Raw genomic sequence first — 21911 nt, forward strand, 5'->3', positions numbered from 1 at the left:
CGTGAAGCGCCCCGTTCTTCATGTCCGCGGCGCCGGACTGCCCGATGAGCAACCGGTGGAGTGGTGGATCGACGGGGGTGTGCTCAGCGCCGAACCGGTCAGCGGCGCGGAGACGGTGTTCGACGGCGGGTGGATTCTGCCGGGTCTCGTCGACGCCCACTGCCATGTGGGTCTCGGCGATCACGGCCCGCTCGACAATCTCGACGACTGCATTGCGCAGGCGGAGGTCGAACGCGATGTCGGTGCGCTGCTGCTGCGCGACGCGGGTTCGCCGATCGACACCCGCAGCCTCGCCGACCACGACGATCTGCCGGAGATCATTCGGGCGGGCCGCCACCTCGCCAGGCCCAAGCGTTATCAGCGCGGGTTCGCCATCGAATTGGACGACGAATCCGCGCTGCCCGCGGCGGTGGCCGAACAGGCGCGGTTCGGTGACGGATGGGTCAAGCTCGTTGGCGACTGGATCGACCGCGAGGTGGGCGACCTGGCGCCGTTGTGGTCCGACGACGTGCTCAAGGCCGCGATCGATGCCGCGCACGCCAACGGCGCGCGCGTCACCGCGCACGTGTTCAGCGAGGACGCGCTGCCGGGGTTGATCAAGGCGGGGATCGACTGCATCGAGCACGGGACGGGCCTGACCGACGACACCGTCGACCTGATGGTCGAGTACGGCACCGCGCTGGTGCCGACGCTGATCAACGTCGCGAACTTCCCCGGTATCGCCGACGGTGCCGCGAAATACCCGTCGTACGCGAAGCACATGCGGGACCTGCACGAGAAGTGCTATCCGCGCATCGCCGCCGCCAGGGAGGCCGGGGTGCCGATCTATGCGGGCACCGACGCAGGCAGCATGGTCGCCCACGGCCGCATCGCCGACGAGATCGACGCGCTCACCGGTATCGGGATGACGCCGACCGAAGCATTGGGCGCGGCGTGCTGGTCCGCCCGCGAGTGGCTCGGCAGGCCCGGCATGGAGCACGGCGCGCCCGCCGACCTGGTGTGTTACGCCGACGATCCGCGCAAGGGCGCGGCCGTCGTCAACCGCCCGGATCTGGTGATCCTGCGCGGCCGCACCTTCCCGTGAGCCCGCGAGCGACCGTCCCAGCGAGCGGCACCGTCCCCGCGGGCGACCGTGTCTGTACACGACACACCGGGGTAATCGGTACATTTGCGGACGCTCGTGGCCCACGAAAGTCCGTGTAGCGCTCAAGAATCGCGGCGTGTCGTGCGCGAACACGGTCGTCGCTCGCGTGGGGTTCAGGGCTGGGCGAAGCCCCAGTCGAACAGTTTGATCGCCTGACCGTAGAGGTCGCCGGTGCCGTACAACTGCGCGACCACCAACCGGCGGTTGCCGCGTTGGGCGGCGGCGGCGAAGGTGTTACGAGCAAGGTTGGTGTAGCCGGTCTTGCCGACGAGCGTGCCCGGATACCGCTTGAGCAGCTGGTTCTGGTTGGTGATCGTCTTAGGCCCGTTGTCGGTCGGGAACAACGACGACGGCTGGCGCACGATCGCGGCGAACACCGGATACCGCAGCGCATGGCGATAGATCTGCGCGAGGTCGCTGGCGGTGGTGAACGACTCCATGCCCGGACCGTCCAGCCCTGACGGCGATGATGCACGCGTGCTGGGCGCGCCCAGCGACTGCGCCTTGGCGTTCATCTTCGCCACCGCGACGCGGTAACCACCGAGGCCGTCGGCGAGAACGTTGGCGGCCTCGTTACCCGAAACCAACATCAGCCCGTCGAGCAGTTGGCGCACCGTGTAGGCGCGCCCGGCTTTGACTCCGGCGCAAGAGCATTCGACGTCGGCGGCCGCCGGCCTGGCCGCGATCACCGCGTTGAGCGGAAGGTGGTCGAGTACCACCATCGCAAGCAGCGCCTTGATGGTGCTTGCGGGCGCATGCGGCTCATAGGGATTGCGCGAGGCCAGGATTCGGCCGGAGTCGACGTCAGCGAGCACCCAGGCCTGCGCCGGCCCGTCGGGCAGCGCGACGGCGCCCGACGGTTCGCCTCCCGGCTGGGATGATGCGGGCGCGGCGACGCCGATGGCCAGTGTCAGCGCAATGGCCAACGCAGCCAACATGCTTCGCATGGTCGCCGAGCGTATCGGCGGGGTTCCCCGTCCCGGTCTCGGATGTGTTGCGATTCAGCAACTCATCCGGCGATCACAGCGCGCCGATAGTGGCGCCCGGACTCAGCGCGAAACCCCAGTCGAACAGGCTGGAGGCCTGATCCCAGTAGGTCGGCTGACCGGGCTTGTCCATGCCATACATCAATGCGACGACCAACCGGCGACCGTTGCGTTGCGCAGCGCCGACGAAGGTCTTCTGGGCGCGGTCGGTGAACCCCGTCTTCCCTCCGAGCATGCCCGGATAGCGCTCGAGCAGTACGTCCTGGTTGACCAGGACCTTGTCACCGTCCTTGGTCGGGAATACGGCCGTCGGCTGAGCAGTGATCGAGGCGAACACCGGGTTCGCCATCGCGGCGCGGAAGATGACCGCCAGATCGTGCGGCGACGACCACATGTCGATGCCGGGGCCGTCGAGCCCCGACGGCGACGCCGCGTTGGTGCCGTGGGCACCGAGCAGGGCGGCCTTGGCGTTCATCTTCGTCACGGCGACGTCATAACCACCGAGCATGGTGGCCAGTGTGTTGGCCGCGTCGTTGCCTGAGACCAGCAGAATCGCCTCAAGCAGTTGCCGTGTTGTGTAGACCATGCCGGGCGTCACGCCCGCACAGTTGCACTCCACGCGGGTGTCGGCCTCGTTGGCGACCACGGTGGCATCGAGTGGCAGTTCGTCGAGCACCGTCAGCGCCAGCAGCACCTTGATCGTGCTGGCCGGCGCGTACTGGCCGTACTCGTCACGCCCGGCCAGCACCGCACCGGTGTCCATATCGGCGAGCACCCATGCCCGGGCCGGGCCCTCGGGTATCGGTACCGAACCCGACGGTTGGCTCACGCCGACGGGCGCCGCGGTCGCGACGGAGGTCCCGAAGGCCACCAGGCACAACACAGTGGTCAAGCAGATCAAGAGCTTCCGCATGGGCAGGCAGCCTAGTCGTGTTCAATCGACGCATGTTGAGCCTCGAGGAGATTTCCGACCGCTTCGAAATACAGCAGCTGTTGATCGACTACTCGACGGCCATCGACCAGAAGCGATTCGACGACCTCGACCGGGTTTTCACCCAGGACGCCTACATCGACTACCGCGTCACCGGCGGCATCGACGGCCGCTTTCCTGAGGTCAAGACGTGGCTCAAGGACGTGCTGCCGAACTTCCCGGCGTACTACCACATGCTGGGCAACGTCGATATCCGCATCACCGGCGACACCGGCTCATCGCGTGCGATCTGCTTCAACCCGATGGTGATGGGCGGCGAGGGTCAGATCTACTTCGTGGGAATCTGGTACGTCGACGAGTTCGTGCGCACCGCCGACGGCTGGCGCATGAGCAAGCGGGTCGAGGAGAAGTGCTTCGACAAACTCGTCTGAGCGCGTAAACGCCCTTAACGGGCTGATCGCCCTCACCTGGTGCGTGGGATCAACCCGTCAACGCGGTGGCGGCGCGGATTTTTACCGGTCGCGGCTGTTCTGGCACAATGGGCGGCTGTCTGCCGCGGGACCCGTTTCGAGCGATCTCGCCGGGCGCTCCTGCGGCGGTCACACATGCAAGGCAAAACCGGGCCGAGGCAACCCGCCTCGATCGCTGAATTGCCAGCGTGGCAATCACAGGAGAAGACGTCCCACCATGGCTGTAAAGATCAAGCTCGCGCGGCTCGGCAAGATCCGCAACCCCCAGTACCGCATCACCGTCGCCGACGCGCGGACCCGCCGTCAGGGTCGCTCCATCGAGGTGATCGGCCGCTACCACCCGAAGGAAGACCCCAGCCTCATCGAGATCAACTCGGAGCGGGCCCAGTACTGGCTCAGCGTCGGCGCGCAGCCGACCGAACCGGTGCTCGCGCTGCTGAAGATCACCGGTGACTGGCAGAAGTACAAGGGTCTGCCCGGTGCGGAAGGCACGCTGAAGGTCAAGGAGCCCAAGCCCAGCAAGCTGGATCTGTTCAACGCGGCGCTCGCGGAGGCCGAGGGCGGTCCGAGTACCGAGGCCACGCAGCCCAAGAAGAAGAAGGCACCCGCAGCCAAAAAGGCAGCCGACAAGGCCTCAGACGAGTCGGACCAGAAGGCGGTCGAGGCCGAGGCCCAGGCCGATCCGGCGCCCGCCAAGGACCAGTCCGAGCCTTCGGCTGAAGGCGAGGACGCCACCGTCGCCGGCGCCACCGAAAGCTGAGTCAGACCGTGAGTTCTGTCGTCGTCGACGCGGTCGAACACCTGGTACGCGGAATCGTCGACAACCCCGACGACGTCCGCGTCGACATGGTGACCAGCCGGCGTGGACGCACCGTCGAGGTTCACGTGCACCCCGATGACCTGGGCAAGGTGATCGGGCGCGGTGGGCGCACCGCGACCGCGCTGCGCACACTGGTCGCCGGTATCGGCGGTCGCGGTATCCGCGTCGACGTGGTGGACACCGACCAGTAATCGGCCAGCATGGACCTCGTTGTCGGGCGCGTGGCCAAAGCGCACGGCATCACCGGTGAAGTGGTGGTGGACGTCCGCACCGACGATCCCGACGCGCGGTTCGCAGCCGGGACGTCGCTGCGCGGGCGACCCGCCAAGGGCGGTCCCGAGCGCGAGTACACGATCGAGTCGGTCCGTGAACACGGCGGCCGTCTGCTGGTCCGGTTCGACGGCATCGCCGACCGCACCGCCGCCGACGCCCTTCGCGGAATCCTGTTCCTCGTCGACTCCCAGGAACTGCCGCCGATCGAGGACCCCGACGAGTACTACGACCATCAGCTCGAGGGCCTGCGGGTGCGGACGACGGACGGCGACGACGTCGGCACCGTCACCGAGGTGCTGCATACGGCCGCCGGTGAGCTGCTCGCGGTCCGCGACGACGAACGCGAGGTTCTGGTGCCGTTCGTCAGCGCGATCGTGACGTCGGTGTCGTTGGCCGACGACGTCATCGAAATCGACCCGCCGGACGGCCTGCTGGAGATCTGAGCCATGCGAATAGACGTTGTGACGATCTTCCCGGCCTACCTCGAACCTCTGCGGCAGTCGTTGCCGGGCAAGGCTATTGAATCCGGCATCGTGCAACTGGAGGTGCACGATCTGCGGCGCTGGACGCATGACGTGCACCGCTCGGTCGACGACGCGCCCTACGGCGGGGGACCGGGGATGGTGATGAAGGCGCCGGTGTGGGGCGCGGCGCTCAACGAGATCTGTTCGGGGCAAACGCTTCTGGTGGTGCCTACGCCTGCGGGACGACTGTTCCGGCAGGCCGATGCGAGCGCATGGGCAACCGAGAAACACCTGGTGTTCGCGTGTGGACGCTACGAGGGAATCGACCAGCGCGTCGTCGAGGACGCGGCGCGCCGCATGCGCGTCGAGGAGGTGTCGATCGGTGATTACGTGCTGCCCGGGGGCGAGTCGGCGGCACTGGTGATGATCGAGGCGGTCGTGCGGTTGCTGCCCGACGTGCTCGGCAATCCGCAGTCACATCAACAGGATTCACATTCCGAAGGCATCCTCGAGGGTCCGAGCTACACCCGGCCGCCCAGCTGGCGGGGCCTCGACGTACCCGAGGTCCTGCTCTCCGGCGACCACGCCAAGGTCGCCGCATGGCGTCGCGAACAAGGGTTGGAGCGCACCCGCGAGCGTCGACCCGACCTGCTCGACTGAGCGCCTCAGGTGACGACTTCGACAACTCCGTTCAGATCCATGATGCCGAGTTCGACGACGAGGGCAGGCTGTCGCCGGCCGGCCTCGTCCCGGAACGCCCGCAACGCCCCCGACAGCATCTCGGTCTCGTACACCTTGTCGGTCAGCACCCGGTCGCCGTAGGCCACTGCCGCTGCGCCGCAGTCGCGGTGTGCCATACCGATCAACCGCGTCAGCCAGTGCAGGTCCACCGAGATCGCGAGGTTCTCCCAGAATGTCTCGTGCCATCCGGCGAACGCCGGGGCCACCGCGCCGACCGGCCCGCCGGCGAAGGCGAACTGGCTGTAGTTGTTCTGCCACCCGCGGCCGGACATGTACTTCCACGTTTCGGTGGTGAACCGAGGGTCGATGCATTTCATCAGCATCGCCTCATAGCCCTGATCGAGCTGACCCGCCGCTTGCGGCGCGGTGGCCATGGCGGCGGCGCTCAGCCCGAACGCACCGAGTGCGGCCCGGCGCGAGATGGTCGGCAGATGCCCAGCTGGAGTCATCAACGCAGCGTGCCGGATTCGCGCGGCGCGAAGTGCCCTTTTCGCGGTTCTCGCCGAGTTTCGGCGACTTGCTACGCGGGGACTAGATTCGGCCGCCGGGGAACATGGTCTTGACCGCCTGCGTCACCGTGTCGCGTGCGGTGGCGTCGTCGGCGGGCTGCATCGATGCGATCGCCATGACGAATCGACGATCGGTACCGATCGCCCCGGTGGACCAGTGCACCCAGTTTCCGCCGTTCCAGCAACAGAACCAGCCCTGCTTGACCGCCACCCGCTCCTCGTAGAGCCCTTCGGGGATGCCGAACCGCTGCGGGTAGACACCGCCGGGCATGGTGCCGTCGGGCGCCGTCGGAGTGGACCTGGCCAGGTTCGACACGATGACGTCGGTCTCGTCGGGGGGTAGGCCGCCGCCGCCCGACAGCAACTCTGAGTAGTACCGCACCAAATCTTCCGTGGTGCTCAAGGTGTTGAACCAGCGGCCGTTGTACGGCGTGCTGGTCGCGCGCAGGCCATATCGCGCGGTGACGCGCGAAACGATCTCGCTGCCGCCTCCGCGATTCCAGAAGATCTCGGCCGCGCTGTCATCGGATGACCGCAGCATCGCATCCAACGCCTTGCGGTCCTCGGGCGTGATTTCGGTCTTCCCCTGCGATTCCTGCAGCAGCAGGTCGTCGGCGATGAACAGCTTGACCACCGACGCGATCGGCATCGCCTCGTTGTTGCCGTTGGACACGAAAGTCCCGGTATTGCGGTCGAGCACGGCGACGGAGAGGTCGGCACCGGCCCCGGCGGCCTGCTCGGTGGCCTGGCGCGTGCGGGCGACGAGCCCGCCGAAGGAGGCGGCGGGCTTGTCGGGCCGGGATTCGGGCAGCGGTCCGGAGCCGCCTTGCGGCGCGATGACGGTCGATGGCGCGTCGTGTGCTTGAGTCTCGTACCCAGCGACGACCACGATCGCAGCGGCGGCGATTGCGATCGTCTTGACCAGCAAAGACGGCCGCCGTTGCATGACCCTCCTCGAATGGCCCGGATGAGAAACTCGGGGCCCCGCCGCGTTGCTTCGACCCTGGTGTCAACCCTAATCACTGGCTACCCGGGGTGCCTACTTAGGTAACCTCGCGAAGCGCGGACCGACGGACCCGGCGCGATTTCGCTGGATCAGGTCTCATCTGGCACAATTGAGCAGTTGTCTGTGCAGGACCCGGGAACGGCTCGTTCCGCCCGCTGCGAGATACACCCCGATTCGCCCGATCAGATCGGCTCGGCAGGCCATGTCACGGCGTCCACGTGACTGCAGCGCCCGCAGCCGCCAACCGCAAGGAAGTGTCACCGATGAACACGCTGGACTTCGTCGATCAGACATCACTGCGCGACGACATCCCGGACTTCGGTCCCGGCGACACCGTCAACGTGCACGTCAAGGTCATCGAGGGCTCCAAGGAGCGCATCCAGGTCTTCAAGGGTGTGGTCCTGCGTCGCCAGGGCGGCGGTGTCCGGGAGACCTTCACCGTGCGCAAGGAGAGCTACGGCGTCGGCGTCGAGCGGACCTTCCCGGTGCATTCGCCCAACATCGACCACATCGACGTCGTGACCCGCGGCGACGTACGTCGCGCCAAGCTGTACTACCTGCGTGAGCTGCGCGGCAAGAAAGCCAAGATCAAGGAAAAGCGCTGACATCCCGGTCGGCCGTCGGCGCCGGGGCTTGATCCTTGGAGCGCGAGCAGCGCGGGGCCGAGCACGGCGCTGGCTACCCTGATGCGGTGACCGGTTCCTCAGAGCCCGACGAATCATCAGCCGAGCACCGGCCCGAGACCGCCGAGCCGGATGGCGAGACGGAAAAGCCCAAGAAAAAGGGCGGTGCGCTCCGAGAATTCGCGATCCTCATCTCGATCGCGCTCGTCATCTACTACGTCGTGCTCACGTTCGTCGCCCGGCCGTATCTGATTCCGTCGGAGTCGATGGAACCGACCCTGCACGGCTGCCCGGGCTGCACCGGCGACCGGATCATGGTCGACAAGCTGACCTACCGGTTCTCGTCACCCGAGCCCGGCGACGTCGTCGTGTTCAAGGGCCCGCCCAACTGGAACATCAACTACCGGTCGATCCGCTCGGACAACACCGCGATCCGATGGGTGCAGAACGCGCTCTCGGTCGTCGGTTTCGTCCCGCCCGACGAGAACGACCTCGTCAAGCGGATCATCGCGGTGGGCGGCCAGACTGTGGAATGCCGAGCGGCGACCGGGTTGACCGTCGACGGCAAGCGCCTCGACGAGCCGTACCTGGACCCCGAGACCATGCAGGCCGACCCGGCCATCTATCCGTGCCTAGGGAATGAGTTCGGGCCGGTCGAAGTGCCTGAAGGCCGGTTGTGGGTGATGGGGGACAACCGCACCCACTCGGCTGATTCCCGCGCGCACTGCACCAACACACCGGCCGACGCCCAGAAGGGTCTGCTGTGCACGGGTGACCCGACGGCGGGCACCGTCCCGGTGGACAATGTCATCGGAAAGGCGCGGTTCATCGCATGGCCCCCCTCCCGTTGGGGTGGTGTGGGCAGCGAGAACCCGCAGACGTAAACGCCAGACGCACTAGGAGAGCTGTTCTTGCCGGCGACATGGCCTCCGCGCACTGTGATCCGGAAATCCTCGGGGCTGCGCACCCTGGAATCTGCGCTGTATCGCAGCGGCCTCGGGCCGGTGGCCGGCGTCGACGAGGTCGGCCGCGGTGCGTGTGCGGGCCCCCTTGTCGTCGCCGCCTGTGTCCTCGGCCCGAATCGGTTGGAGAGCCTCTCGGCGCTCGACGATTCGAAGAAGCTGAACGAAAAGGAGCGCGAGCGGCTTTTCCCCTTGATTCGGCGCTACGCTCTGGCTTACCACGTCGTGTTCATCCCCTCGCATGAGGTGGATCGCCGCGGCGTGCACGTGGCCAACATCGAGGGCATGCGCCGCGCGGTCGCGGGCCTGTCCGTGCGACCGGGCTATGTCCTGTCCGACGGTTTCCGCGTCCCCGGGCTGCCTGCGCCGTCGCTTCCGGTGGTCGGCGGCGATGCGGCGGCGGCGTGTATCGCGGCGGCCAGCGTGCTGGCCAAGGTCAGCCGGGACCGTCTGATGGTGAAGATGGAGACCGAACACCCTGGGTACGGCTTCGCCCTTCACAAGGGCTACAGCACGCCTGCGCACAGCGCAGCGCTGGCCGAGCTGGGGCCCTGTAGCCAGCACCGGCACTCGTTCATCAATGTCCGCCGGGTGGCCACGGCTGGCGGAATCAGAGTGGTGACCGAACTGGTTGACTCCCGCCACGTGGGTCCACCGGAGCAATGTGACGAAGCGGGGTAGGGGACAATGGGAGCCAACAAGGGGGCAGCGACCAAGATGAAGGACAGCTGAGCGATGAGTGCCGAAGATCTCGAGAAATATGAAACCGAGATGGAGCTCTCGCTCTACCGCGAATACAAGGACATCGTCGGCCAGTTCAGTTACGTGGTGGAGACCGAGCGGAGGTTCTACCTCGCCAACAGCGTCGAACTGGTTCCGCGCAACTCCGACGGAGAGGTCTATTTCGAGCTGCGGTTGGCCGACGCCTGGGTGTGGGACATGTACCGGCCCGCCCGCTTCGTCAAACAGGTCCGCGTGATCACCTTCAAAGACGTCAATATCGAAGAGGTCGAAAAGCCCGAATTGCGGCTCCCGGAATAGGCGGGGCGCCTCGATCGCGCCGCGTCGATCAACTGACGCTTGCGACAGTAAGTAGTCGCCCGAAATACCAACACGTTTCGCGCCGAATCACAGGGGCCGGCCTTTCCAAGACTGCCCGTCTCTATTCTCGTAATAATTGCCATTTGGCTTCGCGCGGCGTCGGTCGCACGGCACGATTGAGTCGCATCGTCGACGACGCGTTGTATCCGTCGACTTGTCATTGCGCTGAATAATGCCCGCAGTGGGCCTAATCATTGTTCCATGCAAGCCCGACGGTCGGCCTACCTGACAATTTGGTCACGTACGTCACGAGCGCGAGACAGATAACACCGAATTGTCCCATTTCTGCCTGTTGAAGTGCAGTGAACTGTGTGTCATTCTTGTGCAGCAAACAAATATTGGCTTTGCCGCTACCGGGGAGAGGATCTGCGACAAATAAAATCCGCTTGATAACGGGAGCGATTGACCCAAAGATATGTTCCGGCGTAAAGTCCTGCACCGTCCTCGATCGCACACTGGGGGGAAAGCGGGCTTGTCATACCGATCGGCGGGGTGCGGTGCGGGGCACCTCGGGCATGAGCGCGGGAGCGATCGGTGAAGCGCTATCTGCTGCGCCCGCTCGTCGGATTGGCGTCGATCGCCGCACTCGTGGCGGTGTTCGCTTTGGCGGCGAGCCTATTTCGCGGCGACTTCGCCGATACCGTTCCGGTGACCGTGATCTCGCAGCGCGCCGGCCTGGTGATGAATCCCGATGCCAAGGTCGAAATCCGTGGCGTCCAGGTGGGACGGGTAGAGGCGATCGAAGAACTGCCCAGCGGTGAGGCGGCACTGCATCTGGCGATGGATCCTTCGCGGCTCGATGCGATTCCGGCCAACGCGCTCGTCGACATCGCGTCGCCAACGGTGTTCGGCGCCAAACAAGTCCAATTCGTCTTTCCCGAAGAGCCGTCACCCCAATCGCTGCGCGCCGGTCAGGTGATCGAGGCCCAGCATGTGATGGTCGAGGTGAACACCGTCTTCGAGCAGCTGACCTCGGTGCTGTCCACGATCGAACCGGCGAAACTGAATGCCACGCTCGGTGCGATCGCCCAAGCCGTATCCGGTCGTGGACAGAAGTTCGGCAAGATGCTTTCCGACCTCGACTCCTACCTCGCGACGCTGGAGCCCAGCCTGCCGGCGCTCAACCGCGATCTGAAACTGGCTCCCGGAGTGCTTCGCGCATACGCAGACGCGGCAGGGGATTTCATCGGTATCACCGACAACGCGACACGTATCAGCGAGACCCTGGTTGACGAGCAGGACGATCTCGATGCGGCGCTCGTCAGCGTGATCGGCCTGGCCGATGTCGGCAACGAGGTGATCACGCAGAACCGTCAGGCGCTGACCGACGTCGTGCGGCTTCTGGTTCCGACCACGGCGTTGACCAACGAGTACAACCAGGCGTTGTGGTGTGCGTTGGCCGGCATAGTCGAGTCAGCGCATTTCCCACCGTTGAAAGCGCCGGGCGTCGAGGTGCTGGCCGGCTTCCTGTGGGCGCAGGAGCGGTATCGCTATCCCTTGGATCTGCCCAAGGCAGGCGCCGAAGGGGGGCCGCAGTGCACCGGGCTGCCGAAGCTGCCGTTCGAGACCGTCGCACCGTATGTGGTGGCAGACACCGGTACCAATCCGTGGCGACGCACCTATCCGGGCATCGTCCTCAATGCCGACATCATCAAGCAGATCATGTTCCCCGATACCGAAACGGCTGGGCCGCCCCGTAATACAGCACAGATCGGAATGCCCGGATGAGGCGTTCGCTGCGGCCGACCGTGGTCAAGTTCGGGCTTTTCGCGCTCGTGATGACGTTGCTTACCGCATCGTTGTTCTTCATTTTCGGTCAGTACCAGACCGGCAGCACCAAGGATTACACGGCGGTGTTCGCCGACGCCTCCCGGCTGAAGACCGGACAGTCCGTGCGGGTGGCCGGGATGCGGGTCGGCACGGTCAACAGCGTCAAGTTACGCCCCGACAAAACCGTGCTGGTCAGCTTCGACGCCGATCCGAATGTGCGCATGACCACGGGCACGCGAGCCGCGGTCCGGTACCTGAACCTGGTCGGTGACCGGTATCTGGAGCTGATCGAGGGGCCCGACGGAACACCGATGCCACCCGACTCACAGATTCCGGTGGAGCGCACGCAGGGTGCCCTTGATCTCGACCTCCTTCTCGGTGGCCTCAAACCCGTCATCCGAGGGCTGAACCCAGAGGATGTGAACGCCTTGTCGGCGTCGTTGATCCAGATCTTCCAGGGGCAGGGCGGCACCCTGCAGTCGCTGCTGAACAACACCTCCGGATTCACCACAGCCCTTGCCGAGCACAATCAGACGATCCAGGCGCTGATCGACAATCTGCGCACCCTGCTTACGACCCTGAATCGCGAGGGGGACAAGTTCTCGGGCACGATCGACCGCCTGGAGAAGCTCGTCACGGAGCTTGCGGCTGAACGCGATCCGATCGGCACAGCGATCGAGTCGCTGAACAACGGCTCGGCGTCCGTGGCCGACCTCCTCAGCGATGCGCGCGCGCCGCTGGCGGGCACCATCGATGAGCTTGCCCGATTGGCGCCCAACCTCGACTTCCAGAAGGACCGGATCGACACGAGCCTGCAGAAGGCGCCGGAGAACTACCGAAAGCTGATTCGTACCGGGTCGTATGGCAGCTTCTTCAACTACTACATCTGCGAACTCAAGTGGCGGGTGACGGACTTGCAGGGCCGCACCGCCGTCTTCCCCTGGCTCAAACAGGAAAACGGGAGGTGCGCCGAGCCCTGATGCTGAAATACCGTGGCAGACAACTCATCCGCGCCGGGATTCTCGGCGTGGTGCTGATCGTCCTCGTCATCGCCGTCGGGCTGGCACCGGAACGACTGGTGTCATGGGCGACCGCGGTGCGGTATCAGGCGCAGTTCACCGACGCGGGGGGGCTGGCGGCGGGCAACGACGTGACGATCTCGGGAATCAAGGTGGGGACCGTCTCCACCGTTGCGCTCCAGGGGCGCAACGCGCTGGTGACGTTGGTGGTCGACGGCTCGGTGTCGCTGGGGTCGGACACCACCGCGCACATCCGAACCGGGACCTTACTGGGGGAGCGGGTCGTGACCCTGGAATCGAAGGGCGAAGGATCGCTGCACCCGATGGACGTGATCCCTGTGTCGCGCACCGCGTCCCCGTATTCGCTGACCGAGGCGGTCAGCGAGCTGACGAGCAACACCGCCGGTACCGACACCGCGTCGTTGAACCAATCACTGGACACCCTGTCGGCGACCTTGGACCAGGTGGCGCCGCAGCTGGGCCCGGCGTTCGACGGGCTGACCCGGTTGTCAAGGGCGATCAACGACCGTGACGAGACGCTGGGCGATCTGCTGGAAAACGGCGCCGATGTCACCGAGATCCTGTCGGACCGCAGCCAGCAGGTGAGCACGCTGATTCTGAACGCCAACGACCTGGTGTCGGTGTTGTCGGCGCGGCGCTACGCCATCGTCGAACTGCTCGCGCACACATCGGCGTTGTCCCAGCAGCTGTCCGGCCTCATCGCCGACAACGAGAAACAGCTCGCCCCCACATTGGAGAAGCTCAACGGCGTCACCGAGATCCTGGAGCGCAACCGCGACAACATCGCCAAAGCGCTTCCCGGGCTGGCGAAGTTCCAGATCACGTTGGGCGAGACGATCGGTAACGGTCCCTACTACCAGGCCTACATACCCAACATCTTCTTCGGTCAGATTTTCCAGCCGTTCTTCGATTATGCGTTCGGGTTCCGGCGCGGGGTCAACGCCGGCCAGCCGCCCGACAATGCCGGGCCGCGCGCCGAGCTTCCGTTCCCGTACAACGGAATTCCGATGCCCCATGAGCAGTGGGGTCCGGGGCGATGAACAACATCTGGGTGAAGCGTGCGCTCGCAGTGGCGCTGGCGGTGGCCCTCGTCGGCGGCGCCGTGGTCCTGTTCCGGCAGACCGTGTTGCGGCCCACGACCATCACCGCCCACTTCACCACCGCGACCGCCATCTACCCCGGTGACGAGGTCCGTATCGCCGGCGTCAAGGTGGGCTCCATCGAATCGATCAAACCGGTCGGCACGCAGGCCGAGATGAGGTTGGTCGTCGACCACGGCATCAGGGTGCCCGCCGGCGCCAAGGCGGTTATCGTCGCGCAGAACCTGGTCTCGGCGCGGTACGTCCAACTGACACCCGCCTACGAGTCGGGGCCGGTGATGGCCGACGGTGCCGTTATCCCGTTGGACCGCACGGCAGTTCCGGTCGAGTGGAACGAGGTCAAAGAGCAGCTGATGCGCCTGGCAACGGACCTTGGCCCCGCCGAGGGTATGTCGACTGGTTCGGTCGGCAGGTTCATCGACAGCGCGGCCGGCGCGCTCGGCGGCAACGGCGACAAACTGCGTCAAACGCTTGCGCAGCTTTCGGGTGTCGGTCGCATACTCGCCGACGGCAGCGGCAACATCGTCGACACCATCAACCACTTGCAGACGTTCGTCACCGCGCTGCGCGACAGCAACGAGCAGATCGTGCAGTTCCAGGACAGGTTCGCGACGTTGACCAGCGTCGTCGACGACAGCCGATCCGATCTCGACGCCGCGCTGAAGAACTTGTCCGCCGTCGTGGGCGAGACGACCCGATTCATCAGGGGCAGCCGAGACCAGACCGCCGAACAAATTCAGCGACTGGCCAACGTCACCCAGAACCTCGTCGACAATCGCATGGCACTGGAGAACGTACTGCACATCGCGCCGCACTCGATCGCCAACGCGGTCAACATGTTCGACCCGCGTACCGGCGCCGCCAGCGGTGTGTTCGTGCTCAACAACCTGTCGAATCCGGTGTGGGCCTTCTGCGGCATGATCGGGGCGCTCCAGAACGTCACCTCGCCAACCACCGGCAAGCTGTGCGCGCAGTACCTCGGGCCCGGCCTGCGCACGGCGAGCATCAACAACGTGCCGTTCCCATTCAGCCTTTTCTTGACGTCGAACCCGCCCCCGTACATGCTGCGGTATTCCGAACCGGAGCTGATGCCTGGTGCGGGCGGGCCGCCCGACGATCGGCCCGAGCCCCCGCCCGCGGTGTCGGCCTACACGGGAATCGGCGACGTGCCGCCGCCCCCTGGCTGGGGTGCGCCGCCCGCCCCGCCCGGTCCGCCGCCCGCGGCCGTCGCGCCGGCGTCACCGGGCCCGCCGACCGTGCAGGACATGCTGTTGCCCGCCGAGCGGCCGAGTGCTCAGGCGCCACCGGCGGCGGTGGCCCCGGTCCCACACGGTGGAGCTCCCTCATGACGGCTCGTCGGATGGTGGCGGTCGGCCTGAGCATCCTGCTGACGGTCACCGGTTGCTCATTCCAGGGGGTCAACTCGCTGCCCCTGCCGGGCGCGGTGGGCCGAGGGTCGGATAGCAACGTCTACCACCTCGAACTTGCGAATATCGGGACCCTCGAGTCGAATTCGCCGGTGATGATCGACGATGTCGTGGTCGGCAGCGTCGGGAAGATGACGCTGCACGGCTGGCACATCGACCTGGAGGTCTCGGTCAAGCCCGAGGTCGTGGTGCCCGGCAACGCTGTGGCCACGGTGGGGCAGACCAGCCTCCTGGGATCGATGCACGTCGCGCTCGACCCACCGCCCGGCGACGAACCGCGCGGCAGGCTCAGTCCCGGCGCCACCATCGCTCTCGACAGGACGTCGACCTATCCGTCGACGGAACAGACGCTGTCGTCCCTGGCGGCGGTGGTCAACGGCGGGGGACTGGGCCAGATCGGCGACATCATCGCCAATTTCAACACCGCGCTATCGGGACGTCAGGGAACGGTGCGCGACTTGATCACCCGGCTGGACACCTTCGTCGGGACCCTGTACCAACAGCGCGACAACATCATCGCGACCATCGACGAGCTGAACAGGTTCTCGCAGCGGTTGGGTGATGAACAACGGCTGCTCACCCGCGCGCTTGACAAAATTCCGCCCGCGCTCGACGTCCTGATCCGGGAACGGCCCAACTTCACCACCGCACTGAATCGGTTGGGGCAGTTCAGCGATACGGTTTCCGGCTTGATCAACGACACGCAGGCCGACCTCGTGACGAATCTGCAGAACTTGGAGCCGACCCTGCGCGCGCTCGCCGACGTGGGCGCAGAGATTGACACGGCGCTGGCTGCCTTGCCGACGTTCCCGTTGAGCCAGAACTTGATCGACCGCGGGGTGCGCGGTGATTACGTGAATCTCTTCGTCACGGTGGACTGGACGAACGCGCGGCTCAAGCGTGGATTGCTGCTCGGCACCGCGCTCGGGCAGAACCGTGCATCGTTGATTCCCGCGCCGGGTGACCCCGGATACGACGCGTACTACACCAAATTCCCACTGGGCGTTGGCACCTCGCCGCCCTTCGGCCCGATTCCCAATGCTGCGCGCGCACCGTGGGAACCGGGGGGTGGTGGCTGATGCTGCCGCGGGTGGTGCGCATCCAGCTCGTGATCTTCTCGATCGCGTCGATCATCGGCGTGGTCGCAATGGTGTTCGCCTACATGCAGGTGCCCACCCTGCTGGGCATTGGGAAGATCACCGTCACACTGGAGTTGCCGTCCTCCGGTGGGCTCTACCGGTTCGCCAACGTCACCTATCGCGGGGTGCAGGTCGGCAAGGTGACCGAGATGGACGTGTCCCGCACCCAGGCCACCGCGACGCTGCGGCTCGACACCTCGCCGAGAATCCCGTCCGATCTGCAGGCCGAAGTGCGCAGCGTGTCAGCCGTCGGCGAGCAGTACGTCGAGCTGCTTCCGCGCACCGAGTCGCCGCCGTATCTGGAAGACGGATCGGTGATCGCCGTGTCCGACACCACGATTCCGCAGCCGGTGAGCCCGATGCTCGAGCAGGTGAACACCCTGATCGCGAGCATCCCCAAGGGTCGCCTGAGCGAATTGATCGACGAATCGTACAAGGCGTTCAGCGGAGCCGGCTTCGACATGGGTTCGCTGGTGGACTCATCGGCCACGCTCTCCGAAGCCCTGAACGAGGACCCGTCGCGCTCGGCGAGGTTGGCCGAAGACTCGGTGCCTCTGCTGGATTCGCAGGTCCGCTCGACCGACTCGTTGCGGGTGTGGGCGCGAAGCCTCGCCGGGATCACCGGTCAGGTCGTTGCCAACGACCCGCAGCTCCGCACTCTTCTGGACGAGGGTCCCGCCGCAGTTGATGAGGTCGCCGGCCTGCTCGAGCAGATCAAGCCGACACTGCCGGTGCTGCTGGCCAACATGACCACCATCGGTCAGGTTGCAGTCACCTACCGCCCCTCGCTGGAGCAGGTGCTCGTGCTGTTACCGCCGTTCGTGGCCAACGTGCAGTCGTCGGCTCCCCATAACAATCCCACCGGTATCGCCCTGGGTGACTTCCGCATTCAGATGGCCGACCCCAACCCGTGCACCGTCGGCTTCCTGCCGCCCTCGCAATGGCGGAGCCCGGACGATCAGACCACGATCGACACGCCGGACGGGTTGTATTGCAAGCTGCCGCAGGACTCGCCGATCGTCGTGCGTGGTGCGCGCAACGCGCCTTGTATGGGTGTGCCGGGCAAGCGAGCGCCCACCGTCGAGCTGTGCTACAGCGATAAACCCTATCAACCGCTCGCGATGCGCCAGCACTCGCTCGGGCCCTACCCGATCGATCCCAACCTGATCGCGCAGGGAGTGCCGCCCGATGATCGGGTCACTGCCGACGAGAACCTCTTCGCCCCGCTGGAGGGCACGCCACTGCCGCAGGGCATGGTGCCGCCAATCCCGCCTCCGCCGCTCGCACCCGGAGCGAAGATGCCGTCGCTGCCTCCGAACGCGATCCCGCCCCTTGTTTCGCAACCGGTGGACCAGCGGGGCGCCGCCGATGCACCCGCACCTCAGGCGGGGACCCCACACGGGCCACCGCCGCAGTCAGACGGTTCGCCGCCTCCGGCCGGGACGGTACCCGCAACGCCGAGTTCGGTCACCACCGGGCGCTCCGCGGAGGGACCATCCGTCGCCATCGCGCACTACGACCCGCAGACCGGCCAGTATGCAACGCCGGACGGAAACGTCGGCCGCCAAACTGATCTCGCGCAGCGCCCGAAGTCGTGGCAGCAGTTGATCTACGAGGGAGGCGAGCAGTGATACGGGCGTTGACGATCGCGGTGACGATCACCGCGGCGGTGCACTCCGCACCGCTCGCACAGGCGCAGAACGAGGTCGCGATCAACGGCGTGTTCACCGCGTTTTCCGACGGCCGGTGGGCAACGACCAACGACTCGCGTCACGACGAGGCAAGCGTGACGCAGACGTGGACGATCACTTCTTCGTGCACCACGTATCAGGACTGCACCGGTCGGGTCGAGAGCGACCAGGGCTGGAGCGCGGATCTGGTGTACATGAGCGGCCGGTGGAAGGTGACCAGGACCGTGCCGGACTGGGAACCGTGCATCGACGGTACGGCCTACCCGGGCAAGCAGTCGTGGGTGTTCTGGCTGGGTTATCCGCAGGACCCCAACAAGTACGAGGGGTGGGACAAGACCGAGGGTCCCAGTGGCGCCTGCGGTTTCAACAAGGTGCTCGACATCGAGATGCCGTTCAGGCTGACCCGCGTGGGTTGAAGGCGTGCCGCGGGATCGTCAAGGGTAGCTCGACCGAGCTGAGCAGACCCGGTTGTGCGGCAATGACATAGGGCACCGCATTGACGACACGCATGGCCGTGGCGACCATTGCGCCCGCGCCGGAGGTCATGCTTTCGATGGCCGCGTCCTTGCGGTCGCGGACGGTGGCTGCCATCGTGCACTCGATGTCGGGCTGACCGGTGATCACGATCCGATAGCCGAGCGCATTCGGCAGCGTCGGCCACTGCGGAGCCACATCCGGAGCCAACCGGGTGACGTGTTCAATCACGATCGCCTCACAGCCGTCGACGATGCCGATGGCCTGCATCCGAAGGGCTCCGCACGTCCCCGCCTCGACGGTGCCCATCGCCACCTCCAGCGTCCGCTCGGTCACCGCGCGGTCGAACGTCTCGCGCACCTCTTGCACCTCGACGCCGAGCGCCTCGGCGACCATGCGGATCTGCCCCTGCCATTCGCCGGCGATGGCGCCGGGGAAGGAGATCCACGGCTGGTAGTCGAGTGGCCGCCCGAATCCCAAGGCGTCGCCCATGATGTCGGGTACGCCGTAATCGTCGTAGAGGCCGATCTCGTAGGCGTGGATCTTCTCGATCTGCGAGGACTGGGTGCTGAGCACAAGCGGTAGGTAATCGGCGACGAAGCCCGGCTCGATGCCTGAGGCGTACAGCGAGACCTGTCCCTCCTTGGCAGCCGCGGCCAGTTGATCACGCCACTCGGCTGGTTCGTAGGCATGCGGATTGACCAGGTGGGTGGTGCTCGTCGTCACCACGTTGATCCCGGCGTTGAGCAGCTTGACATAGTCGGGGATGGCGAGCGCGTCACGTTCGGGCCCGCTGGCCGCATAGACGACGCAGTCGGGCCGCAGCCCGACCAACGCATCGGCGTCCGTGGTGGTGGCCACCCCGATCGGCTGTCCGTTGGCGAGTTCGCCCGCGTCCATACCGTCCTTGTCGGGGGAGTGCACCCATACCCCGACGAGCTCCAGGTCGGGTCGCTGGGAAATCGCGCGAATCGCAATGGAACCGATTCCGCCGGTCGACCAGACCACCACGCGGTGTTTGCCTCCGGTCATCGATCCTCCTCGGAGAGCGCGACGGGGCGAGATCCATGTCTCGGGCCAGGTCTGAGAATAGCATTCACTATTAAACGCAACCAGAACAAAAATTAGGTTAGAGTCGGTCGTCGTGGATCCTTCGGCCTTCTTGCGGCGCTGATGTTCACGCTTCGTTTCGACATGCGCGCGCCCGCTGCCGGCGCGCCTGCAACCGACCTTTATGCGTGCGCTGTGCAGATGTGCGAATGGGCCGAGACGCGCGGTGCGGTTGTCGCCGTGCTCTCCGAACATCACGGCACCGAGGACGGGCATCTGCCGTCGCCGCACCTCCTGGCGTCGGCGATCGCCGCGCGAACCACGCGGCTGGCGATCATGCTGGCCGCCGTGCCGATCACCTTCTGGGACATCGTCCGGCTGGCCGAGAACATCGCCGTGCTCGACATCATCAGTCGCGGCCGCGTCTCCTATGCGTTCGGCATCGGGCACCGCGCCGAGGAGTACGAGCACTTCGGTGTGGACATGAGCCGGCGGGGCGCGGTCGCCGACGAGTCGCTGGCGCAGCTCTTGCGACTGTTGACCGGGGAGCCGATCGACATCGACGGCCGCCGCGTCCAGGTCACGCCGCCTCCGGCGACTCCCGGCGGGCCGTACCTGCTGATCGCCGGAGGCAGCAGGGCCGCCGCTCGGCGCGCCGCCCGGCACGGGCTGGGTTTCATCTCCCAGGTGGCTTCTGAGGAGCTGAAGCGGTTCTACGAGAACGAATGTCGTGACAACGGATTCGAGCCCGGACTCATGCAGTTCCCCCGCGAGGGGGCGCCGACGACCGTCTTCGTCGCCGAGGATGTGGACGCGGCATGGCAGGAGTTGGGGCCGTACTTGCTGCACGACGCGGTGATGGCCGCCGCCTACCGGCACGGCGACGATTCGGTGGCGAGCATCTCGAGGGCGCAGAGCGTGGCCGAACTGCGGGAACCGGGCGGGCCGTACCGCATCTTCACACCCGAGGAGGCCGCCACGTATGCCGAAGACGGCACGCCGCTTCCGCTGCTTCCACTGTGCGGCGGTTTACCGCCCGCGCTGGCTTGGCCGTATCTCGAACGCGCCGCGATGGCAGCCGCATCAATCTGAACGACAGGAGAATCCGTGACAAGGCCGCTGAGGACCGTCGTCTGGTCGACAGGAGGCGTCGGATCGATCGCCATCGACGCGATCCGGGGCAGACCTGATCTCGAGCTGGTAGGTGTGTGGGTGCACTCCGAGGACAAGATCGGCAAGGACGCCGGAGAGCTCGCCGGTGGGGATCCGATCGGCGTGACGGCGACCAACGACGCGGATGCGTTGGTGGCGCTGCAACCGGACTGCGTGGTGTACGCCGCGAGCGGACCGGAACGCGACGCGGCGGCGGTGCCCGATTACCTAAAACTTCTCGAGGCCGGGATCAATGTCGTGTCGACGTCGTCGACCACCTTGATCTATCCCCCCGCCTATTACTCACCGGAGTGGCGCGACCAGATGGAACAGGCCGCGAACAAGGGCGGCGCGTCCTTCTACGCCTCTGGGATCTTTCCCGGCTTCGGCTCCGATCAGCTCGCGCTGGTGTTGGCCACGCAGTCGAAGCGGATCCGTTGCGTGACCGTCACCGAGGTCGCGCTCAACGACCACTACCCGGTGGCCGATGTGATGATGAACGGCATGGGCTTCGGACGCCCACTCGATTTCGAACCGCTGCTCAAGACGCCGGGATTCATCGAAATGGCCTGGCGAGCACCGATTCACCTGATCGCGGCCGGTCTTGGCGTCGAGGTCGAGGAGGTCCGCGGCAGCCTCGACCGCCGGATCACCGACAGAGACATCGAGGTGGCGTTCGGCACGATCGAGGCCGGCACGTGCGGTGCGGTGAGCACTCGGGCCGCGGGTGTGGTCAACGGTCGGGAAGCCATCGTCGTCCAGCACATCATCCGGATGGCACGCGACGTCGCGCCGGACTGGCCGTCCTCGGCGTTCGACGCCACGTATCGCGTCGACATCGACGGTGATCCCGACATCCACTGCGCGATGAACGTCGGCGCCGCCGAGGGGCACGGTGCGGGACATGCCGCGATGGCCGCCACCGCGATGCGCGTGGTCAACGCGATTCCCTACGTGGTGGCCGCTCCCGCCGGCCTGCTGAGCTCGCTTGACCTGCCGAACACGTTGCCCCGGTACGCGTTCGGGTGAGCAGCGGTA

24 protein-coding genes are annotated in these 21911 nt (G+C 66.1%); 19 read left to right on the top strand and 5 right to left on the bottom strand.

Translation table 11 applies throughout. The features are described from left to right. The first annotated feature begins 1 nt into the window (after window position 1). Window positions 2-1084: a metal-dependent hydrolase family protein gene (locus tag AU192_RS18260; RefSeq protein WP_064398651.1), complete on the top strand. Its 1083-nt coding sequence runs from the start codon at window positions 2-4 to the stop codon at window positions 1082-1084. A 173-nt stretch (window positions 1085-1257) separates the two neighbouring features. Here AU192_RS18260 and AU192_RS18265 read toward each other — a convergent pair whose 3' ends face one another. Together AU192_RS18265 and AU192_RS18270 are read right to left on the bottom strand one after the other, a co-directional pair. Then, on the bottom strand, window positions 1258-2091 hold the full coding sequence (locus AU192_RS18265; RefSeq protein ID WP_064398653.1) for a D-alanyl-D-alanine carboxypeptidase family protein: 834 nt from the start codon (window positions 2089-2091) through the stop codon (window positions 1258-1260). A gap of 73 nt (window positions 2092-2164) precedes the next feature. Continuing rightward, window positions 2165-3043 (bottom strand): D-alanyl-D-alanine carboxypeptidase family protein, encoded by an 879-nt coding sequence (locus AU192_RS18270; RefSeq protein WP_064398655.1) that lies wholly within the window; start codon window positions 3041-3043, stop codon window positions 2165-2167. Between the two features lie 32 nt (window positions 3044-3075). Between AU192_RS18270 and AU192_RS18275 the strand changes: the two genes are divergently transcribed. From AU192_RS18275 to trmD, 5 genes are all read left to right on the top strand, one after another. Beyond that, window positions 3076-3492 (top strand): nuclear transport factor 2 family protein, encoded by a 417-nt coding sequence (locus tag AU192_RS18275; RefSeq protein ID WP_064398657.1) that lies wholly within the window; start codon window positions 3076-3078, stop codon window positions 3490-3492. A gap of 256 nt (window positions 3493-3748) precedes the next feature. Further along, window positions 3749-4291, top strand: coding sequence for a 30S ribosomal protein S16 (gene rpsP / locus AU192_RS18280; protein ID WP_064398659.1), 543 nt, complete (start codon window positions 3749-3751; stop codon window positions 4289-4291). An 8-nt stretch (window positions 4292-4299) separates the two neighbouring features. Beyond that, window positions 4300-4542, top strand: coding sequence for an RNA-binding protein (locus AU192_RS18285; RefSeq protein ID WP_003881089.1), 243 nt, complete (start codon window positions 4300-4302; stop codon window positions 4540-4542). 9 nt (window positions 4543-4551) lie between these two features. Then, window positions 4552-5067, top strand: coding sequence for a ribosome maturation factor RimM (gene rimM / locus AU192_RS18290; RefSeq protein WP_064398660.1), 516 nt, complete (start codon window positions 4552-4554; stop codon window positions 5065-5067). A 3-nt stretch (window positions 5068-5070) separates the two neighbouring features. Continuing rightward, on the top strand, window positions 5071-5748 hold the full coding sequence (trmD, locus tag AU192_RS18295) for a tRNA (guanosine(37)-N1)-methyltransferase TrmD (RefSeq protein ID WP_064398662.1): 678 nt from the start codon (window positions 5071-5073) through the stop codon (window positions 5746-5748). 5 nt (window positions 5749-5753) lie between these two features. Here trmD and AU192_RS18300 read toward each other — a convergent pair whose 3' ends face one another. Together AU192_RS18300 and AU192_RS18305 are read right to left on the bottom strand one after the other, a co-directional pair. Continuing rightward, window positions 5754-6278, bottom strand: a complete 525-nt coding sequence (locus AU192_RS18300) for a hypothetical protein (RefSeq protein WP_064398663.1) — start codon at window positions 6276-6278, stop codon at window positions 5754-5756. Window positions 6279-6360: 82 nt separating this feature from the next. Continuing rightward, window positions 6361-7284: a serine hydrolase gene (locus AU192_RS18305; RefSeq protein ID WP_064398665.1), complete on the bottom strand. Its 924-nt coding sequence runs from the start codon at window positions 7282-7284 to the stop codon at window positions 6361-6363. Window positions 7285-7607: 323 nt separating this feature from the next. Between AU192_RS18305 and rplS the strand changes: the two genes are divergently transcribed. The 11 genes from rplS (at window position 7608) to AU192_RS18360 (ending at window position 18613) form a co-directional block, all read left to right on the top strand. Beyond that, window positions 7608-7949 carry a 50S ribosomal protein L19 gene (gene rplS, locus AU192_RS18310; protein WP_064351209.1) on the top strand — a complete coding sequence of 114 codons (342 nt, stop codon included), beginning with the start codon at window positions 7608-7610 and terminating at the stop codon, window positions 7947-7949. Window positions 7950-8035: 86 nt separating this feature from the next. Then, on the top strand, window positions 8036-8851 hold the full coding sequence (lepB, locus tag AU192_RS18315) for a signal peptidase I (RefSeq protein ID WP_064398871.1): 816 nt from the start codon (window positions 8036-8038) through the stop codon (window positions 8849-8851). Window positions 8852-8878: 27 nt separating this feature from the next. After that, window positions 8879-9610, top strand: coding sequence for a ribonuclease HII (locus AU192_RS18320; protein WP_064398668.1), 732 nt, complete (start codon window positions 8879-8881; stop codon window positions 9608-9610). Window positions 9611-9664: 54 nt separating this feature from the next. Further along, window positions 9665-9970: a DUF2469 domain-containing protein gene (locus tag AU192_RS18325; protein WP_064398671.1), complete on the top strand. Its 306-nt coding sequence runs from the start codon at window positions 9665-9667 to the stop codon at window positions 9968-9970. A 594-nt stretch (window positions 9971-10564) separates the two neighbouring features. Then, a complete protein-coding gene (locus tag AU192_RS18330) occupies window positions 10565-11758 on the top strand; it encodes an MCE family protein (protein ID WP_242656973.1) in 1194 nt (397 codons plus the stop codon). After that, window positions 11755-12780 (top strand): MCE family protein, encoded by a 1026-nt coding sequence (locus AU192_RS18335; protein WP_064398673.1) that lies wholly within the window; start codon window positions 11755-11757, stop codon window positions 12778-12780. The genes AU192_RS18330 and AU192_RS18335 overlap by 4 nt, the downstream gene beginning before the upstream one ends. Further along, window positions 12780-13880 (top strand): MCE family protein, encoded by a 1101-nt coding sequence (locus AU192_RS18340; RefSeq protein ID WP_064398876.1) that lies wholly within the window; start codon window positions 12780-12782, stop codon window positions 13878-13880. Before AU192_RS18335 ends, AU192_RS18340 begins: the two co-directional genes overlap by 1 nt. Further along, a complete protein-coding gene (locus AU192_RS18345) occupies window positions 13877-15289 on the top strand; it encodes an MCE family protein (protein WP_064398878.1) in 1413 nt (470 codons plus the stop codon). Before AU192_RS18340 ends, AU192_RS18345 begins: the two co-directional genes overlap by 4 nt. Then, window positions 15286-16446 (top strand): MCE family protein, encoded by a 1161-nt coding sequence (locus AU192_RS18350; protein ID WP_064398674.1) that lies wholly within the window; start codon window positions 15286-15288, stop codon window positions 16444-16446. Before AU192_RS18345 ends, AU192_RS18350 begins: the two co-directional genes overlap by 4 nt. Next, a complete protein-coding gene (locus AU192_RS18355) occupies window positions 16446-18137 on the top strand; it encodes an MCE family protein (RefSeq protein WP_064398881.1) in 1692 nt (563 codons plus the stop codon). Before AU192_RS18350 ends, AU192_RS18355 begins: the two co-directional genes overlap by 1 nt. Next, the gene (locus tag AU192_RS18360) at window positions 18137-18613 is read left to right on the top strand and encodes an Rv2253/PknI dimerization domain-containing protein (RefSeq protein ID WP_082695063.1); all 477 of its coding nucleotides are present in this window, start codon (window positions 18137-18139) and stop codon (window positions 18611-18613) included. Before AU192_RS18355 ends, AU192_RS18360 begins: the two co-directional genes overlap by 1 nt. On the opposite strand, the gene AU192_RS18365 is transcribed toward AU192_RS18360, so the two are convergent. Then, window positions 18591-19703 carry an NAD(P)H-dependent amine dehydrogenase family protein gene (locus AU192_RS18365; RefSeq protein ID WP_064398676.1) on the bottom strand — a complete coding sequence of 371 codons (1113 nt, stop codon included), beginning with the start codon at window positions 19701-19703 and terminating at the stop codon, window positions 18591-18593. The genes AU192_RS18360 and AU192_RS18365 overlap by 23 nt on opposite strands. A gap of 141 nt (window positions 19704-19844) precedes the next feature. Between AU192_RS18365 and AU192_RS18370 the strand changes: the two genes are divergently transcribed. Both AU192_RS18370 and AU192_RS18375 read left to right on the top strand, forming a co-directional pair. Continuing rightward, entirely contained in the window at window positions 19845-20813 is a 969-nt protein-coding gene (locus AU192_RS18370) for an LLM class flavin-dependent oxidoreductase (RefSeq protein WP_064398678.1), read from the top strand. A gap of 15 nt (window positions 20814-20828) precedes the next feature. Then, a complete protein-coding gene (locus AU192_RS18375) occupies window positions 20829-21902 on the top strand; it encodes an NAD(P)H-dependent amine dehydrogenase family protein (RefSeq protein ID WP_064398680.1) in 1074 nt (357 codons plus the stop codon). The last annotated feature ends 9 nt before the right edge of the window (window positions 21903-21911 follow it).

It is taken from the genome of Mycobacterium lehmannii (assembly GCF_001499925.1).
Lineage (GTDB): Bacteria > Actinomycetota > Actinomycetes > Mycobacteriales > Mycobacteriaceae > Mycobacterium > Mycobacterium lehmannii.

Bases quoted from the DNA above. Each gene is read 5' to 3' on its own strand.
- AU192_RS18265 (WP_064398653.1), bottom strand. From the start codon at position 2,091: ATGCGAAGCATGTTGGCTGCGTTGGCCATTGCGCTGACACTGGCCATC.
- AU192_RS18270 (WP_064398655.1), bottom strand. From the start codon at position 3,043: ATGCGGAAGCTCTTGATCTGCTTGACCACTGTGTTGTGCCTGGTGGCC.
- AU192_RS18275 (WP_064398657.1), top strand. From the start codon at position 3,076: ATGTTGAGCCTCGAGGAGATTTCCGACCGCTTCGAAATACAGCAGCTG.
- rpsP (WP_064398659.1), top strand. From the start codon at position 3,749: ATGGCTGTAAAGATCAAGCTCGCGCGGCTCGGCAAGATCCGCAACCCC.
- rimM (WP_064398660.1), top strand. From the start codon at position 4,552: ATGGACCTCGTTGTCGGGCGCGTGGCCAAAGCGCACGGCATCACCGGT.
- trmD (WP_064398662.1), top strand. From the start codon at position 5,071: ATGCGAATAGACGTTGTGACGATCTTCCCGGCCTACCTCGAACCTCTG.
- AU192_RS18300 (WP_064398663.1), bottom strand. From the start codon at position 6,278: ATGACTCCAGCTGGGCATCTGCCGACCATCTCGCGCCGGGCCGCACTC.
- AU192_RS18305 (WP_064398665.1), bottom strand. From the start codon at position 7,284: ATGCAACGGCGGCCGTCTTTGCTGGTCAAGACGATCGCAATCGCCGCC.
- rplS (WP_064351209.1), top strand. From the start codon at position 7,608: ATGAACACGCTGGACTTCGTCGATCAGACATCACTGCGCGACGACATC.
- AU192_RS18325 (WP_064398671.1), top strand. From the start codon at position 9,665: ATGAGTGCCGAAGATCTCGAGAAATATGAAACCGAGATGGAGCTCTCG.
- AU192_RS18335 (WP_064398673.1), top strand. From the start codon at position 11,755: ATGAGGCGTTCGCTGCGGCCGACCGTGGTCAAGTTCGGGCTTTTCGCG.
- AU192_RS18340 (WP_064398876.1), top strand. From the start codon at position 12,780: ATGCTGAAATACCGTGGCAGACAACTCATCCGCGCCGGGATTCTCGGC.
- AU192_RS18345 (WP_064398878.1), top strand. From the start codon at position 13,877: ATGAACAACATCTGGGTGAAGCGTGCGCTCGCAGTGGCGCTGGCGGTG.
- AU192_RS18350 (WP_064398674.1), top strand. From the start codon at position 15,286: ATGACGGCTCGTCGGATGGTGGCGGTCGGCCTGAGCATCCTGCTGACG.
- AU192_RS18355 (WP_064398881.1), top strand. From the start codon at position 16,446: ATGCTGCCGCGGGTGGTGCGCATCCAGCTCGTGATCTTCTCGATCGCG.
- AU192_RS18365 (WP_064398676.1), bottom strand. From the start codon at position 19,703: ATGACCGGAGGCAAACACCGCGTGGTGGTCTGGTCGACCGGCGGAATC.
- AU192_RS18370 (WP_064398678.1), top strand. From the start codon at position 19,845: ATGTTCACGCTTCGTTTCGACATGCGCGCGCCCGCTGCCGGCGCGCCT.